The following is a 15,294-nucleotide window of genomic DNA, read 5'->3' as shown; positions in this document are numbered from 1 at the left end:
GATACGAGGCTACCGGCGACGCTCAGCCCACCCGCAGGTCCCGGCCGGGGATGGCGTCGAGCAGCGCGCGGGTGTACTCCTCGCGGGGGTTCTCGAAGACCTCGGCGGTGCTCGCCTCCTCCACCACCCGGCCGTCCCGCATGACCAGCACGTGGTCCGCGATCCGCCGGACGACGGCGAGGTCGTGCGAGATGAACAGGTAGCTGAGCCCGAGCTCGGCCTGCAGTTCGTCGAGCAGCTCCAGGATCTGCGCCTGGACCAGCACGTCCAGCGCGGAGACGGCCTCGTCGCAGACCACCAGCTCCGGCGAGAGCGCGAGCGCGCGGGCGATGGCCACCCGCTGGCGCTGCCCGCCGGAGAGCTCGTGCGGGTAGCGGCGCAGCACGTCGGCGGGAAGGGCCACCCGCTCGACCAGGTCGCGGACCCGCTCCGCGCGCTCGGCAGGCGTGCCGACCCGGTGCGTGCGCAGCGGCTCCTCGATCGCCCGCGCGATGGTGAAGAGCGGGTCGAGCGAGCCGTACGGGTTCTGGAACACCGGCTGCACCCGGCGCCGGAAGTCCAGCTCGGCGGCGCGATCGAGCCCGGTGACCGGGCGGCCCGCGAAGGTCACGCTGCCCGAGGTCGGCGCGAGCAGGCCGAGCACCAGCCGCGCGAGCGTGGACTTGCCGGAGCCGGACTCGCCGACCACCGCGGTGGTGGTACCGCGCACCACGCGGAAGGAGACGTCGTTCACCGCGTGCAGCGGCGCCGACCGCCACGGCACCCGGCCGCGCAGCGGAAAGGTCTTGACCAGGTGCTCCGCCACCACCACGTGGTCGGACGGCTCCGCGGATTCCGCCCTGGCCAGCACCGCGGCGCGTGCCCGCCGCACCGCACCGCGCCCGCTCACCAGTGCGGGCGCCGCGGCCACCAGCCTGCGCGTGTACGGGTGCTGCGGCTCGCGCAGGATGCGCTGCGCCGGACCGGATTCCACCACCCGGCCGCGGTACATCACCGCGACGTGCTCGGCGCGCTCGGCGGCCAACCCGAGGTCGTGCGTGATGAGCAGCACCGCCGTGCCGAGCTCCCCGGTGAGCCGGTCGAGGTGGTCGAGGAGCTGCCGCTGCACCGTGACGTCGAGCGCCGAGGTCGGCTCGTCGGCGATGAGCAGTTTCGGGCGGCAGGCCAGCGCCATCGCGATCAGCGCGCGCTGCCGCATACCACCGGAGAACTCGTGCGGGTACTGCCCGGCCCGGCGCGCGGCGTCGGGCAGCCCGGCCTCGGCGAGCAGCTCGACAGCCCGCTCGCGGGCGGCCTTCCCCGTGGCGATGCCGTTCGCGGTCAGCGTTTCGCGAATCTGGAAGCCGACCTTCCACACCGGATTCAGGTTGGTCATCGGGTCCTGCGGCACCAGCCCGATCCCGGTGCCGCGGAGCCCGACGATCGCGCGCTTCGAGGCGGTGGTGAGCTCGGTACCGTCGAACTCGATCGAGCCGCCGGTCACCCGGCCGGTGCCGGGCAGCAGGTCGATGACGGCGTGCGCGGTGGTCGACTTGCCCGAGCCTGACTCGCCGACCAGCGCGACCGTCTGCCCGGGGTACACCGCGAGATTCACCCCGCGCACCGCGGACGTCGTGCCGAAATCGACGTCGAGGTCGGAGATCCGCAGCAGCGGCCGGTCGCCGGTCATCGCACCCGCGCCCGCGGATCGAGCGCGTCGCGCACCGCGTCGCCGAGCATGATGAAGCTCAGCACCGTGACGGCCAGCGCGGTGGCCGGGTAGAAGAGGATCGGTGCGGTGCGGATCTCGCGCTGCCCGGTGGCGATGTCGCCGCCCCAGGAGACGATGGTGCGCGGCAGCCCGACCCCCAGGTAGGAGAGCGTCGCCTCGGTGACGACGAAGACCCCGAGCCAGAGCGTGGTCACCACGATGAGCGGGCCGGCCGCGTTCGGCAGGACGTGCCGGAGCAGCACCCGGAGCCGGGTGACGCCGAGCGCCTCGGCCGCCGTGACGTACTCGCTGTTCTTCGCCTCTAGCACCGCGCCGCGGGCGATCCGCGCCGCCTGCGGCCAGGTGAAGGCGGCCAGGATCAGGATCACCGTCCAGACCGTGCGCTGGGTGAGCAGCTGCATGAGCACGATGGCGGCCAGCATGAGCGGCAGCGCGTAGAAGATCTCCGCGATCCGGGAGACGATCGAGTCCAGCCAACCGCCGAAGAACCCGGCCAGCGCGCCGAGCGTGCCGCCGATCGCGACGAAGAGCAGCGTCGCGCCGAGCCCGGTGAGCACCGAGGCCCGCGCGCCGTAGACGGTGCGGGCGAAGATGTCGCAGCCCTGCCGGTCGAAGCCGAAGGGGTGGCCCGGCCCGCGCGGATCCATGCTGACATCGCCGTTGCAGTACCGCGGATCCTGGTCGGTGAAGAGCTCCGGGAAGGCCGCGACCAGCACGACGAGCACGATCAGCACCGCGGCGGCCAGGAAGACCGGGTTGCGGCGCAGCCTGCGCCAGGCGTCCAGCCAGACGCTGGTCGGGCCGCCGGCGAGCCGTACCCCGTCGGTGACAACGGGTTCGTCCTCGACGGGCGCGACGAAGTACTCCTGGCCGGGCCGTTCAGGCATAGCGGATCCTCGGGTCGAGCGCGGCGTAGAGCAGGTCGACCAGCAGGTTGGTGAGCAGGAAGATCACGATCAGCACGGTCACGAAGGAGACCACGGTCGGCGGCTCGACCCGGGTGATCGCCTGGTAGAGCGTGCCGCCGACGCCGGGGATGTTGAAGATTCCCTCGGTGACGATGGCGCCGCCCATCAGCGCGCCCAGGTCGGCGCCGAGGAAGGTGACCACCGGGATCATGGAGTTGCGCAGGATGTGCACGATGACGACGCGCCGCCGGGAGAGCCCCTTGGCGGTGGCGGTGCGCACGTGGTCGGCGATCATGTTCTCCGCCACCGCGTTCCTGGTCAGCCGGAGCACGTAGGCGAAGGAGAGCGAGCCGAGCACGATGGCCGGGACCAGCAGCTCACCGAGGCTCGCCCGGCCGGAGACGGTGACCGGCGCGATCCCCCACTTCACCCCGAGCAGGAACTGGGCGAGGAAGCCGAGCACGAAGACCGGGACCGCGATCACCACCAGGCTCGCCACCAGCAGCGTCGAGTCGAAAAGCCGGCCCCGGCGCAGCCCGGCGAAGAGCCCGAACAGCACCCCGAAGACGCCCTCGATCAGCACCGCGAGGAAGGCGAGGCGCAGCGTGATCGGAAAGGCGCGGGCCAGCTCCGCGCTGACCGGCCGCCCGGAGAACGAGGTGCCGAGGTCGAAGGTGACGATCCCCTTCAGGTAGAGCAGGTACTGCACCGGGAACGGCTGGTCCAGGTGGTAGCGGGCGCGCAGCTGCGCCTCCACCGCCGGGGTGAGCGGCTTCTCCCCGGCCAGCGCCTGGATCGGGTTGCCCGGGATCAGGAAGACCAGGGCGTAGACCAGCAGGGTGGCGCCGAGGAAAACCGGGATCATCTGCAGCAGCCGCCGCGCGACGTACCAGCCCATGCGCGGTTACTTCTCGATGTTCTCGAAGTCGAAGAGCCCGTTCCAGGCCAGCTCGGCGCGCTGCACCCGATCCGACCGCCCGGCCGCGGCCACGTAGTCGAAGACCGGGATGTCGGCCATGTCCCTGATCAGCAGGGCCTGCGCCTGCGCGATGATCCGGTGCGACTCGTCCTGGGTGGGTGCGGCCAGCGCGGCGTCGAGCAGCCGGTCGAGCTCGGGGTTGTCGTAGTCGACGTTGTTGGTCTCCGAGTAGCTGTAGTACTGCGAGGTCAGGAACTGCAGCATGGACGGGTAGTCGCCCTGCCAGCCGTAGCGGAAGGCGGTGCCGATGGTGCCCGCGTTCACCTCGTCGCGCACGTTCTTGAAGGTGGGCAGCGCGCGGCCGACCGCTTCGATGCCGAGCGTGTTCTTGACGCTGTTCGCCACGGCGTCGATCCAGGCCTGGTGCCCGCCGTCGCTGTTGTAGGTGATCTCGTATCGGCCGGACCACGGCGCGATGGCGTCGGCCTGCGCCCAGATCCGGCGCGCCTCCTCCGGGTTGTACCGGAAGACCTCGGCGCCGGGCAGGTTGCCGTCGAAGCCGGGCAGCGTGCTCGCGGTGAAGTCGCGGGCCGGGATCCTGGTGCCGTTGAAGATGTTCTGCGCGATCTGCTCCCGGTTGATCGCCATCGAGATGGCCCTGCGGCGCAGCAGCCCCTCTTCGCCGCCGAAGTGCGGCACCGTGGTCTGCACGCCGATGTGCTGGTTCTGCGCGGTGGGCTTGGTGATCGCGCGGTCGCCGAGATCCTGCTGGTAGGTGCCGAGCGCGCTGTCCGGCACGGTGTCGAGCGCGTCCAGGTTGCCCGCCTGCAGGTCGGCGTAGGCGGTGTCGAAGGACTGGTACATGACGAAGCGCAGCCCCTTGTTCTTCGCCGGGCGGCCGCCGGGGTAGTCCGGGTTCGGCTTCAGGTCGATCTGCACATTGTGCTGCCAGGCTCCCGCGTCGCTGAACATGTACGGGCCGTTGCCGATCGGGTTCTCACCGAACGCCCGCATGTCCCGGAAGGCCGCCTCGGGCAGCGGGTAGAAGGGGGCGTAGCCGAGCTGGGACTCGAAGTCGATCGACGGCTGCTTCAGCTCGACGGTGAAGGTGCGGTCGTCCACCACCTTCAGCCCGGCCATGGTGGTCTGCGTCGGGTTCTCGGCGGCCACCTCGTCGAAGCCGACGATCGGGGTGAAGACGTAGTTCTGCAGCTGGGCATTGGTGCTCAGCGCGCCGTAGTTCCAGGCGTCCACGAAGGACTTCGCGGTGACCGGGGTGCCGTCGGTGAAGGTCCAGCCCGGTTTCAGGGTGATCCGGTAGCTGCGCCGGTCGGCGGTCTCGATGGACTGCGCCAGCTCGTCGTGCGCCTCGCCGTCGGCGTCGTAGTACTTGAGCCCGGCGAAGAGCCGGTCGACCACACGGCCGCCCTGGTTCTCGTTGGTGTTCGTGGGGACCAGCGGGTTCTGCGGCTCACCGCCGTTGACGGTGACGAACTCGGTGTCCGCCGAGCCGCTGGAGCAGGCGGTCGCGGCGAGCCCGAGCGCGAGCACGCCGGCGGCCAGCAGGGCGGTGATTCGTGTCGATCGCAACGCATCTCCCCATTTCGCGGTGATCGAGAACTTGGTCATGGACAGTATCGACACGGGCCGCACTTGTCAGGGCAACTACTGTCGATGCCGAGCGAACCACGGAAGGGCGAGACGAGATGACCGAGAATCCGGAACACCAGGCCTCCTACGCACCGTCCGCGGAGTTCGTGGCCTCGGCCAACGCGGGCACCGAGCTCGCCGAGCTGGCGGCGGCGGACCGCCTCGCCTTCTGGGCCGAGCAGGCCGACCGGCTGCACTGGGAGCAGAAGTGGACCGACGTGCTGGACTGGTCCGGCGCGCCGGTGGCGAAGTGGTTCGTCGGCGGCAAGCTCAACGTCGCCTACAACTGCGTCGACCGGCACGTCGACGACGGCCACGGCGAGCAGGTCGCCATCCACTGGGAGGGCGAGCCGGGCGATTCCCGCGACATCACCTACGCGGAGCTGCGCGACGAGGTGAGCCGCGCGGCCAACTACCTCACCGAGCTCGGGCTGGAGGCGGGCGACCGGGTCGCCATCTACATGCCGATGATCCCCGAGGCGATCGTGGCCATTCTGGCCAGTGCCCGGCTGGGGCTGACCCACTCGGTGGTCTTCGCCGGTTTCTCCCCCTCGGCGCTGCGGCAGCGCGTGGACGACGCCAGCGCGCGGCTGGTGATCACCACCGACGGCCAGTGGCGGCGTGGCAAGGCGGCCCCGCTCAAGGAGGCCGTCGACGAGGCGCTCTACGCGAACGGCGATGTGCCGCACAGCGTCGAGCACGTGCTGGTGGTGCGCCGCACCGGGACCGAGGTGCCGTGGACCGAGGGCCGTGACCTGTGGTGGCACGAGACGGTCGCGAACGCCGACCCGCACCACGAGCCGCAGGCCTTCGACGCCGAGCACCCGCTCTTCATCCTCTACACCTCCGGCACCACCGGGAAGCCGAAGGGCATCCTGCACACCAGCGGCGGCTACCTCACCCAGGCCGCCTACACCCACCACTACGTCTTCGACCACAAGCCGGGGCAGGACGTCTACTGGTGCACCGCCGACATCGGCTGGGTCACCGGGCACAGCTACATCGTCTACGGGCCGCTGGCGAACCGGGCGACGCAGGTGGTCTACGAGGGCACCCCGAACTCCCCGGACGAGCACCGGCACTGGCAGATCGTGGAGAAGTACGGCGTCAGCATCTACTACACCGCGCCGACGCTCATCCGCACCTTCATGAAGTGGGGCAGGCAGATCCCGGACGCGCACGACCTGAGCTCGCTGCGCGTGCTCGGCAGCGTCGGCGAGCCGATCAACCCCGAGGCCTGGCGCTGGTACCGCACGGTGATCGGCAGCGGGAAGACCCCGATCGTCGACACCTGGTGGCAGACCGAGACCGGCGCCATCATGATCTCCCCGCTGCCCGGCGTCACCGCGGCCAAGCCGGGCGCCGCGCAGACCCCGCTGCCCGGCATCTCCGCCCTGGTCGTGGACGAGGAGGGCAACCCCGTCGTGCTCGGCGAGACCGAGGCCAACGGCTACCTGGTGCTTGACCAGCCCTGGCCCTCCATGCTGCGCGGCATCTGGGGCGACATGGAGCGCTACCAGGCCACCTACTGGGACCGGTACGCGAAGCAGGGCTGGTACTTCGCCGGCGACGGCGCCCGGCTCGACCCGGACGGCGACCTCTGGGTGCTCGGCCGGGTGGACGACGTCATGAACGTCTCCGGACACCGGATCTCCACCGCGGAGGTGGAATCCGCGCTGGTCGGACACTCCGGCGTGGCCGAGGCGGCCGTGGTCGGCGCCACCGACGACACCACCGGGCAGGGCATCGTCGCCTTCGTCATCCTCACCGCGACCACCGAGAACACCGGTGACGCGCTGGTGAGCGAGCTCAAGGCGGAGGTATCGCGGGAAATCAGCCCGATCGCGCGGCCACGCGAGATCCACGTGGTGCCCGAGCTGCCGAAGACCCGCAGCGGCAAGATCATGCGCAGGCTGCTGCGCGATGTCGCCGAGGGCAGGGAGCTCGGCGACACCAGCACCCTGGTCGACCCGTCGGTGTTCGAACAGATCCGGGCGGACAAAGCCTGAGGAGCCGACCGGCCCGGAGCGACGTCAGCGACGGCGCTCCTGGGTTCGGCGCTAGTGTTGCCGCGTGAGCGTGTCCATTCGCGCGCCGGGGAACCGGTGCGCTGGAATGGGACAGCGCGGGTATGAGTACAGCGAGAGCCGGGACAGGGAGAAGGGTCGACCAAGTGAGCTTCACACAGGGCGGTAACGGAAACGACGCGCAGCGCGGCCGGTCGGTCACCGCCATCCCGCTCTCCGACGCCGACCCGGTCGGCTCGGCCAGCTTCGGCAGCCTGGTGCGCGATGCCACCGAGCAGATGTCGACGCTGGTGCGCGCCGAGGTCGAGCTCGCCAAGGCCGAGGTGACGGCGGAGGTCAAGAAGGGGCTGCAGGGCAGCGTCTTCTTCATCCTCGCGCTGACCGTGCTGCTGTTCAGCACCTTCTTCTTTTTCTTCTTCGTCGGCGAGCTGCTCGATGTCTGGCTGGCGCGCTGGGCCGCCTTCCTCATCGTCTTCCTGATCATGGTGCTGGCGACGGCGGTGCTCGCGCTGCTCGGCTATCTGCGGGTGAAGAAGCTGCGGGCGCCGGAGAAGACCATCGACTCGCTGAAGCAGGCCAAGACGGTACTGCCGGGCGGGTTCGGCGCGAGCCACGACGAGCCGAAGGCGCTCCGCAGCTGACCGACTAGGCTTCCGGGCGTGTCGGCGACCTTTCCCCCTGACCCGTCCAGCGTCCGCTACGCGGGCCCGTGGACGCACCGGGACGTCCGCGCCAACGGCATCCGGCTGCACATCGTGGAGGCGGCGCCGGAGCGGGTCGACGCCCCGCTGGTGCTGCTGCTGCACGGCTTCGCCGATTTCTGGTGGTCGTGGCGGCACCAGCTGACCGCGCTCGCCGATCTCGGGTACCGCCCGGTCGCGGTCGACCTGCGCGGCTACGGCGACTCCGACAAGCCGCCGCGCGGCTACGACGGCTGGACCACCGCCGGTGACATCGCCGGGCTGATCCGCGCGCTCGGGCACTCCGACGCGACCCTGGTCGGGCATGCCGACGGTGGGCTCGGCTGCTGGACGACGGCGGTGCTGCACCCCCGGCTGGTGCGCTCGATCGCGCTGGTCGGCTCGCCGCACCCGGCCGCGCTCAAGCGCTCGGTGCTGCGCGACCGCAGGCAGCGGCGGCTCTGGCTGCCCGCCTTCCTCCGCTACCAGCTCCCGCGCTACCCGGAGCGGCTGCTCACCAGGGACGACGGTGCGACGGCCGAGCGGCTGCTGCGCACGCGCGCGGGCGCCGGGTTCACCGCGGGGCCGGAGTTCGCCGACACCGCCGAGCGGCTGCGCAACGCCATCCGGATCCCAGGCACCGCGCACTGCGCGCTGGAGTACCAGCGCTGGGCCTTCCGCAGCCAGTGGCGGCCGGACGGGCGGCGGTTCATGGCGACCATGCGCGAGCCGGTCCGGATCCCGGTGCTCGCGCTGCGCGGCGAGCACGACCCGTACATCCTGCCCGCCACCTTCCACCGCGGCCGCGCGCTCGCGCCCGAGCGGCGGCTGGTCTCGGTGCCGGGGGCCGGGCACTACGCGCACCAGGAGAACCCGGAGTTCGTCACCGCCGAACTGGCCAAACTGCTCGGTTGACGGTGGCTCGCCACCGGACCGGCCAGCGGCAAGGCGAGCGCTGGCCGGGCTGCTCGGTCAGCTCAGCACGCAGGCGCCGGTGTCGACCGGGCTCGCCACCGTCGGCGCTGCGGCCAGCTCGGCGGCGACCTCGTCCAGGGTGAGCACGTAGCCGGTGTCGTCGTCGGTCACCGCGGCGCCGAAGACGATTCCGAGCACCTGCCCCCTGGTATCGACCAGCGGGCCGCCGGAGTTGCCCGCGCGCACCTGGCCGCGGACCGTGTAGACCTCGCGCTCCACCGTGCCGTTCCGGTAGATGGTCGGGCCGGTGAGGTCGAGCGTCTCCCTGACCCGTGCCGCGCTGGCCGTGTACGGCCCGCCGCCGGGGTAGCCGAGCACGATCGCGCTGTCCCCCGGCCGCGCCGCACTCGGCGCCTGCGGCACCACCGGCGCCTGCAGCCCGGGCACCCGGAGCACCGCGACGTCCTTGGACGGGTCGAAGAGCACCACCTCGGCGTCGATCGGCCCGCGCGGCGTGTCCACCGCGACGCTGGTGGTGCCCGCCACGACGTGCGCGTTGGTCATCACCCGCTCCGGCGCGATCACGAACCCGGACCCCTCGAGCGCGCGCTGGCAGCTCGGCGCCACGCCCCGGATGCGGAGCACGCTCTGCTGCAGCGAGGCCGCGACCGGGCTCGCGAGCACCCCGGCGTCCGGCGGTTCGGCGGCCGCGATCGGGGTGCGGCCGAAGGGGCCGATCACGTCGGGCAGGCCGGAGGTGTTGAGCAGCTGGGAGAACTCGTTGGGCAGCTTGCGCAGCCAGTTCGGCGCGACCTGGTTGACGTCGGCGAGCACCCGCGAACCGTTGATCGCGGTCGCGACGGCCGGCTGCGACGAGGTGGCCAGCGGCAGCGCCAGCAGCCAGGCCGTCACCAGCACGGCGACCGCCTGCAGCACCGCGCCGACCGCGCTGTCCACCCCGCGCGCGACCGGGTTGTGCATCCCGCTGCGCGCGGCCCGGCCGAGCACCATGCCCGCGACCTCGCCGACGATCACCAGCACCACGATGAGCAGCACGCCCGCGAGCACCCGCGCCCTGCCCTCGTCCACGTGCAGCAGCAGGTGCGGCGCGATCAGGATGCCCGCGACCGCACCGAGCACGACGCCGAGGAAGGCGAGCGCGGAGGAGACCGCGCCCTGCCGCCAGCCGGACGAGGCGGCGAGCAGCGCGAGCAGCAGCACGGCCAGATCGAGCCAGCCCGACGGACTCACAGCTCCATCCCCACGCTGGCGAGCGCGGCCTCCAGGTCGCGCACGTCGGAGCGGTCCCACTCCAGCTCCCAGCCCGCCGAGGTGATCAGCCCGGCCAGGATGCCGCCGGTCAACCCCCAGACCAGCATGTTGTCCACGAGGAAGGCCGGGCTCCGGTAGCCGAGCCCGCTGCGCACCAGGAACCGGTTGGCCGGGTCGAGCAGCTCGGCCATCGGCACCCGGACCACCCGCTCGGTCTCGCTGCGGTCGACGACGCCGACCGGGCTCGGCTCGCGCCAGTAGGCGACCACCGGGGTCACGTCGAAGCGCGAGGGCGGCACGAAGAGCGCGGGCAGCAGGGCCAGCGGGGCGACGCCCGCGGGGACCAGCCCGGTCTCCTCCTGCGCCTCGCGCAGCGCGGTGTACACCGGCCCCGAGTCGCCGGGGTCGACGCTGCCGCCGGGGAAGGCGATCTGGCCGCGGTGCTGCCGCATGGTGGCGGCGCGCTGGGTCAGCAGCACGTCGGCGTCGGCGGGCAGGCCGCCGGGGGCGGCGGGGTCGGGCTCGGGCGAGCCCGCGAAGAGCACGAGCACGGCGGCCTGGCGCGGCTTGCCGGTGATGGTCATGGCCCGGCGCAGGGTTCGGGCCAGGCTCAGGGTGTCGCCGGAATCGGGCGCGGGCGGCACGGTGGTGGCGCGCAGCCACTCCGGAGCCGCGGCGGGGTCCGGGTCGGGCGCGGTGAAACCCTGGTTGTCCGGCGATCCGGAGGCGGGCACGCTCATGGGACTACCTGTACCAGCACAACGTGCACCGACCCAGCCATTCCTGACCCGCTCATACCAGAACTCCCAGTTCGCCTGCGACAGTCCGCGCGACGTCGTCGGTGTCGGTGAAGCTGCGCACCACGACGTCGGCGACGGTGCCGTCCGCGCGCAGCAGTACCGAGATCGGCAGCACCGCCGGTGCGCCGACCGCGTTCCGCAGGGCGGCACCGGGGTCGAGCACGCCGGGCAGCGTGACGCCGAGACCGGTGAGCCGGCTGAGCGCGAACGCCTCCTCCGGGTCGCTGTGCACGGTCAGCACGGTCATCCTGTCACCCGCCCGCCCGGCGAACTCCTGCAGATGGGGCAGTTCCTTCGCGCAGGGCGCGCACCAGTAGGCCCACAGGTTCAGCAGCGCGGGTTTGCCTGCGAGTGCGGCGCGCAGGTCGACGGGGTTGCCGTCGGCGAGGCAGGTGAGGTTCAGCCCGGCGAGCGGTCCCGCGTCCCCGGCTGCTCCGGTGCCCGCGGGCACGGATTCCGCCGGCCCGGCATTGCTGGACGGCGCCGCTGCCGTTCCGGCCCCGTCGGGCCGCGCGGGCGCGCCCGGCGGCCGCGGGCACGGGATCAGCCCGGCCGCCGCGCGCTCCTCGGGCGACGCCGCCGCGGCGGGCGCCTCCCGACCGGCCCCCGGCGAGTCCGCGCTACGCGGCCACAGCGCGACGACCGCCGCCACCGCGACGATCACCGCGACGAGCGCGAGACGGGCGGCGACCGGCCACCGCGTCACCGGCCGGCCAGTTCGAGCAGGTGCGGCGCCTCCGGCCCCTTCACCAGCTTGGCGGCCACCTCGGGATCGGTCGGGCCCGCGCCGTAGGACGGGCAGTCCTTGGCGAGCAGACAGGCGCCGCAGGCGGGTTTGCGGGCATGGCACACGCGCCTGCCGTGGAAGATCACCCGGTGCGAGAGCATGGTCCACTCTTTGCGCTCGATCAGCTCCCCGATCGCGTGCTCGACCTTGACCGGATCCTCCAGCTCGGTCCAGCCCCAGCGCCGCACCAGCCGCCCGAAGTGCGTGTCGACGGTGATGCCGGGAATGTCGAACGCGTTGCCGAGGATGACATTGGCGGTCTTGCGCCCGATTCCGGGCAATTGCACCAATTCGTCCAGGGTGTGCGGAAGTTCGCCGTCGTGTCGCTCCAGCACCGCCTGCCCGAGCCCGATGAGCGAACTGGTCTTGTTCCGGAAGAAGCCGGTCGGCCGGATGAACTCCTCCAGCTCGGCGCGATCGGCCTCCGCGTAGGCGCGGGCGTCGGGATATCTGACGAAAAGCGCGGGAGTGGTGAGATTCACTCTCTGGTCCGTGCACTGGGCGGAAAGAATCGTCGCAACCGCCAATTCGAGCGGCGTCCGGAAATCCAGTTCACAGTGCGCGTCCGGAAAGGCGACGGTCAGCGTGCGATACATCCGCCGCGCCCTCCGTACGAGGCCCAGCCGTGTTTCCGCCTGTCGCGCCCTGGCTTTGCGGCGCGGCGCGGCGCCGCCGCCCGGCGTCGCCGCCGCCCCGGCCGTGGCGCTGGCGGAACCGTCGGCTGCGGCGGTGGAGGCGGGAGAACGCACGCGTCCACCATACGGAACCGCCCGACACTGTTGCCCTGCCAGTTCTCCCGCCGTGTTCCATCTGAGACCTCGACCGTGTTTACTGCTCGTCATGCAAGGACTCGCTGTGGTGCTCTTCCCAGTGGCGATGATGCTGTTCGCACTCGGCATGGAGCGGTTCGAGAGCCGCCTCCGCAAACTCGTCGAACCCGACGAGGAGGTCCAGCAGTACCTGGACAAGGCAAGCAATGCCGAGGTCAGCGAGCTGACCAAGCTGGGTCTCCCCGCCGCCGTCGCACGGATGCGCAAGCGCCGCTCGCGCACCGAGGAACTCGACGTCGCCAGGGCGAGCTGAGCTCATCCCACCCCGCGTCCGGCCCGAGTGAGCCGGTCGCGCGGCCTTATCCATCACTCGTTCCGTCGGCGTCCCGCAATCCGCTCTTTACGTGGTGTCTGTCACTGTCCGAGCCTCCCTCCGCGTAGACTCCGCTGGTGGCCGGGTCGATTCGGTCCCGGTACGGAAGCCATTCCCCAAAGGAGCACATTCGTGGACGAGGCCCTCGCCAGAGCAGGCATCTTCCAGGGCGTCGAGCCCACTGCGGTGGCCGCCCTCGCCAAACAACTCCAGCCCGTCGACTTTCCGCGCGGTCACATCATCTTCAACGAGGGCGAGCCCGGCGACCGGCTGTACATCATCACGACCGGCAAGGTGAAGATCGGCCGCCGCTCGCCGGACGGCCGGGAGAACCTGCTGACGATCATGGGCCCCTCCGACATGTTCGGCGAGCTCTCCATCTTCGATCCCGGCCCGCGCACCTCGACAGCGACGACGGTCACCGAGGTCCGCGCCGTCACCATGGATCGGGACGCGCTGAAGGCGTGGATCGACCAGCGCCCGGAGATCGCCGAGCAGTTGCTGCGGGTGCTCGCCCGTCGCCTCCGGCGCACCAACAACAACCTGGCTGACCTGATCTTCACCGACGTCCCCGGTCGCGTCGCCAAGGCGCTGCTGCAGCTCGCGCAGCGCTTCGGCACCCAGGAGGCGGGCGCCCTGCGGGTCACCCACGACCTCACCCAGGAGGAGATCGCGCAGCTCGTCGGCGCCTCCAGGGAGACCGTGAACAAGGCGCTCGCCGACTTCGCGCACCGCGGCTGGCTGCGACTCGAGGGCAAGAGCGTGCTCATCTCCGATTCGGAGCGGCTGGCCCGCCGGGCCCGCTGACCCGGACCAGCACAGCAGACAGCGCGCCGATGCGTAACCCGCACGGCGCGCTGTGCTGTGTCGTCAGTTGGTGCGCAGGTAGTCCAGCTGGGCCTGCACCGAGCTGCGGGCCGCCGGCCAGAGTTTCTTGTCGACGTCCGCGTACACCTTGCGCACGACCGCCATCGGCCCGGCATCCTCGCCCAGCTCGATGAGCGCGGCGCGCACCTGCTCCAGCCGCTGGTGCCGGTGCTCGATGTAGTAGCGCAGCACCGGGCCCAGGTCCGGGTGGTCCGGCCCGTGCGCGGGCAGCAGCGGCCGCCCGTCGCCCGCGGCGAGCAGCCGGTCCAGCGAGGCCAGGTAGTCGGCGAGCGCGCCGGGGCGGCTCTCCAGCACCGTCGTCCCTGAGCCGAGCACGGTGTCGCCGGAGAGCACCCCGTCCGCCAGCACGAAGCTCACCGAGTCGGTGGTGTGCCCCGGCGTGCCGAGCACCTCGATGCGGAGCCCGGCCACCTCGATCACCTCGCCGTCGGCCAGCGCGGCCTCGGTGCCGCGCAGGAAGGTCGGGTCCTTGGCGCGCACCGTCGTCCCGGTCAGGTCGACCAGCCGATCGATGCCGCCGGTGTGGTCGTGGTGGTGGTGCGTGATCAGGGTCAGCGCGATCGCGCCGCCGGTGGCCTCGGCGATCGCGTCCACGTGCGCCCTGTCCTTCGGGCCCGGATCGACCACCACGTACTCGGCGCTCTCCGGGGCCTTCAGGAGCCAGGTGTTGGTGCCGTCCAGGGTCATCTGGCCGGGATTGTCGGCGAGCAGCACCGACGCGTTCGGCGTCACCGTGCGCAGCTGCCCGTAAGCGGGATGGGTCAGGGTCATGGCACTTCCCCTAGTGATTCGGCCGCGAATCGGATCGATTCGCCTGTCAGCGGACCTCGGCGATCAGCTCCACCTCGACCGGGGTGTTGCGGGGCAGCTCGGAGACGCCGACGGCGGAGCGCGCGTGCGCCCCGGCGTCGCCGAACACCGCGCCGAGGAACTGCGAGGCGCCGTTGATCACCACCGGCTGGTCGCCGAAGCCGGGCGCGGAGGCGACGAAGCCGACGACCTTCACGATCCGCACGACCTCGTCCAGCCCGACCAGGTCGTGCACCGCGGCCAGCGCGTTCAGCGCGCAGAGCCGGGCGGCCTCGGCGGCCGCCTCGACGGTCACCTCGGCGCCGACCTTCCCCTCGACCACGAGCTTCCCGTCCACGAAGGGCAGCTGGCCGGAGGTGTAGACCAGGTTGCCCGAGCGCAGCGCGGGCACGTAGGCGGCGACCGGCGCGGTGACCGGCGGCAGCGTGGTTCCGAGCTTGGCCAGGTTCTCCCGCCAGGGGGTCACGGATTCGGCCACGGCTACTTCGCGCGCTTGAGGTAGGCCACGTGCTGCTCGCCGGTCGGGCCGGGGAGCACCGTCACCAGCTCCCAGCCGTCGGTGCCCCACTGGTCGAGGATCTGCTTGGTCGCGTGCGTCAGCAGCGGCACGGTCGCGTACTCCCACTGGGTGATTTCGCTCATGCGCAGAGCGTAACGGGACGCCGCCGACGGGGGCAGACATGGCTCCGCCCCTGATCGGAAGTCCGTGATCGGGACATCTTGTACCCATTCGACCCGCCGGTGGCGCATCACACGGACGGACCGGTCTCCCGGCCTATAGGCT

16 protein-coding genes are annotated in these 15,294 nt (G+C 71.6%); 5 read left to right on the top strand and 11 right to left on the bottom strand.

Translation table 11 applies throughout. The features are described from left to right. Window positions 1–22: 22 nt before the first annotated feature. The 4 genes from LTT61_RS20075 to LTT61_RS20060 are packed head-to-tail and all read right to left on the bottom strand — an operon-like array spanning window position 23 to window position 5,167. Complete coding sequence (locus LTT61_RS20075) at window positions 23–1,669, bottom strand: ABC transporter ATP-binding protein (RefSeq protein ID WP_233015617.1); 1,647 nt, start codon at window positions 1,667–1,669, stop codon at window positions 23–25. After that, a complete protein-coding gene (locus tag LTT61_RS20070; RefSeq protein WP_233015616.1) occupies window positions 1,666–2,598 on the bottom strand; it encodes an ABC transporter permease in 933 nt (310 codons plus the stop codon). The genes LTT61_RS20075 and LTT61_RS20070 overlap by 4 nt, the downstream gene beginning before the upstream one ends. Next, a complete protein-coding gene (locus tag LTT61_RS20065) occupies window positions 2,591–3,517 on the bottom strand; it encodes an ABC transporter permease (protein ID WP_233015615.1) in 927 nt (308 codons plus the stop codon). Before LTT61_RS20065 ends, LTT61_RS20070 begins: the two co-directional genes overlap by 8 nt. A gap of 6 nt (window positions 3,518–3,523) precedes the next feature. Then, a complete protein-coding gene (locus LTT61_RS20060) occupies window positions 3,524–5,167 on the bottom strand; it encodes a peptide ABC transporter substrate-binding protein (protein ID WP_233015614.1) in 1,644 nt (547 codons plus the stop codon). Window positions 5,168–5,244: 77 nt separating this feature from the next. Here LTT61_RS20060 and acs point away from each other — a divergent pair, with 77 nt between their 5' ends. The 3 genes from acs (at window position 5,245) to LTT61_RS20045 (ending at window position 8,810) form a co-directional block, all read left to right on the top strand. Next, window positions 5,245–7,197 carry an acetate--CoA ligase gene (gene acs / locus LTT61_RS20055; RefSeq protein WP_233015613.1) on the top strand — a complete coding sequence of 651 codons (1,953 nt, stop codon included), beginning with the start codon at window positions 5,245–5,247 and terminating at the stop codon, window positions 7,195–7,197. Window positions 7,198–7,361: 164 nt separating this feature from the next. Then, entirely contained in the window at window positions 7,362–7,856 is a 495-nt protein-coding gene (locus LTT61_RS20050; RefSeq protein WP_233015612.1) for a phage holin family protein, read from the top strand. A gap of 18 nt (window positions 7,857–7,874) precedes the next feature. Further along, window positions 7,875–8,810, top strand: coding sequence for an alpha/beta fold hydrolase (locus LTT61_RS20045; RefSeq protein WP_233015611.1), 936 nt, complete (start codon window positions 7,875–7,877; stop codon window positions 8,808–8,810). A 57-nt stretch (window positions 8,811–8,867) separates the two neighbouring features. Here LTT61_RS20045 and LTT61_RS20040 read toward each other — a convergent pair whose 3' ends face one another. Genes LTT61_RS20040 through nth form a run of 4 tightly spaced genes read right to left on the bottom strand, consistent with a single transcriptional unit; the run spans window position 8,868 to window position 12,418 of the window. Beyond that, window positions 8,868–10,061, bottom strand: coding sequence for a MarP family serine protease (locus LTT61_RS20040; RefSeq protein ID WP_233015610.1), 1,194 nt, complete (start codon window positions 10,059–10,061; stop codon window positions 8,868–8,870). After that, entirely contained in the window at window positions 10,058–10,822 is a 765-nt protein-coding gene (locus tag LTT61_RS20035) for an NUDIX hydrolase (RefSeq protein ID WP_233015609.1), read from the bottom strand. The genes LTT61_RS20040 and LTT61_RS20035 overlap by 4 nt, the downstream gene beginning before the upstream one ends. A gap of 52 nt (window positions 10,823–10,874) precedes the next feature. After that, complete coding sequence (locus LTT61_RS20030; RefSeq protein ID WP_233015608.1) at window positions 10,875–11,588, bottom strand: TlpA family protein disulfide reductase; 714 nt, start codon at window positions 11,586–11,588, stop codon at window positions 10,875–10,877. Beyond that, window positions 11,585–12,418 (bottom strand): endonuclease III, encoded by an 834-nt coding sequence (gene nth / locus LTT61_RS20025; RefSeq protein ID WP_420094669.1) that lies wholly within the window; start codon window positions 12,416–12,418, stop codon window positions 11,585–11,587. The genes LTT61_RS20030 and nth overlap by 4 nt, the downstream gene beginning before the upstream one ends. Before the next feature lie 106 nt (window positions 12,419–12,524). Here nth and LTT61_RS20020 point away from each other — a divergent pair, with 106 nt between their 5' ends. Then, window positions 12,525–12,752, top strand: coding sequence for a hypothetical protein (locus tag LTT61_RS20020; protein ID WP_233015607.1), 228 nt, complete (start codon window positions 12,525–12,527; stop codon window positions 12,750–12,752). A 192-nt stretch (window positions 12,753–12,944) separates the two neighbouring features. Continuing rightward, the gene (locus LTT61_RS20015) at window positions 12,945–13,619 is read left to right on the top strand and encodes a Crp/Fnr family transcriptional regulator (RefSeq protein ID WP_067648128.1); all 675 of its coding nucleotides are present in this window, start codon (window positions 12,945–12,947) and stop codon (window positions 13,617–13,619) included. A 63-nt stretch (window positions 13,620–13,682) separates the two neighbouring features. On the opposite strand, the gene LTT61_RS20010 is transcribed toward LTT61_RS20015, so the two are convergent. The 3 genes from LTT61_RS20010 to LTT61_RS20000 are packed head-to-tail and all read right to left on the bottom strand — an operon-like array spanning window position 13,683 to window position 15,152. Beyond that, a complete protein-coding gene (locus LTT61_RS20010; protein ID WP_233015606.1) occupies window positions 13,683–14,471 on the bottom strand; it encodes an MBL fold metallo-hydrolase in 789 nt (262 codons plus the stop codon). A gap of 46 nt (window positions 14,472–14,517) precedes the next feature. After that, entirely contained in the window at window positions 14,518–14,988 is a 471-nt protein-coding gene (locus tag LTT61_RS20005; protein WP_233015605.1) for a RidA family protein, read from the bottom strand. A gap of 2 nt (window positions 14,989–14,990) precedes the next feature. Then, on the bottom strand, window positions 14,991–15,152 hold the full coding sequence (locus LTT61_RS20000) for a DUF4177 domain-containing protein (protein ID WP_233015604.1): 162 nt from the start codon (window positions 15,150–15,152) through the stop codon (window positions 14,991–14,993). Window positions 15,153–15,294 lie beyond the last annotated feature (142 nt).

This window comes from Nocardia asteroides (assembly GCF_021183625.1).
GTDB lineage: Bacteria > Actinomycetota > Actinomycetes > Mycobacteriales > Mycobacteriaceae > Nocardia > Nocardia asteroides_A.
This window is presented reverse-complemented; position numbering and strand designations above follow the sequence as displayed.

Excerpts from the sequence above, each read along its gene's own strand:
- LTT61_RS20075 (WP_233015617.1), bottom strand. The coding sequence starts at position 1,669 with ATGACCGGCGACCGGCCGCTGCTGCGGATCTCCGACCTCGACGTCGAT.
- LTT61_RS20070 (WP_233015616.1), bottom strand. The coding sequence starts at position 2,598 with ATGCCTGAACGGCCCGGCCAGGAGTACTTCGTCGCGCCCGTCGAGGAC.
- LTT61_RS20065 (WP_233015615.1), bottom strand. The coding sequence starts at position 3,517 with ATGGGCTGGTACGTCGCGCGGCGGCTGCTGCAGATGATCCCGGTTTTC.
- LTT61_RS20060 (WP_233015614.1), bottom strand. The coding sequence starts at position 5,167 with ATGACCAAGTTCTCGATCACCGCGAAATGGGGAGATGCGTTGCGATCG.
- acs (WP_233015613.1), top strand. The coding sequence starts at position 5,245 with ATGACCGAGAATCCGGAACACCAGGCCTCCTACGCACCGTCCGCGGAG.
- LTT61_RS20035 (WP_233015609.1), bottom strand. The coding sequence starts at position 10,822 with ATGAGCGTGCCCGCCTCCGGATCGCCGGACAACCAGGGTTTCACCGCG.
- LTT61_RS20010 (WP_233015606.1), bottom strand. The coding sequence starts at position 14,471 with ATGACCCTGACCCATCCCGCTTACGGGCAGCTGCGCACGGTGACGCCG.
- LTT61_RS20000 (WP_233015604.1), bottom strand. The coding sequence starts at position 15,152 with ATGAGCGAAATCACCCAGTGGGAGTACGCGACCGTGCCGCTGCTGACG.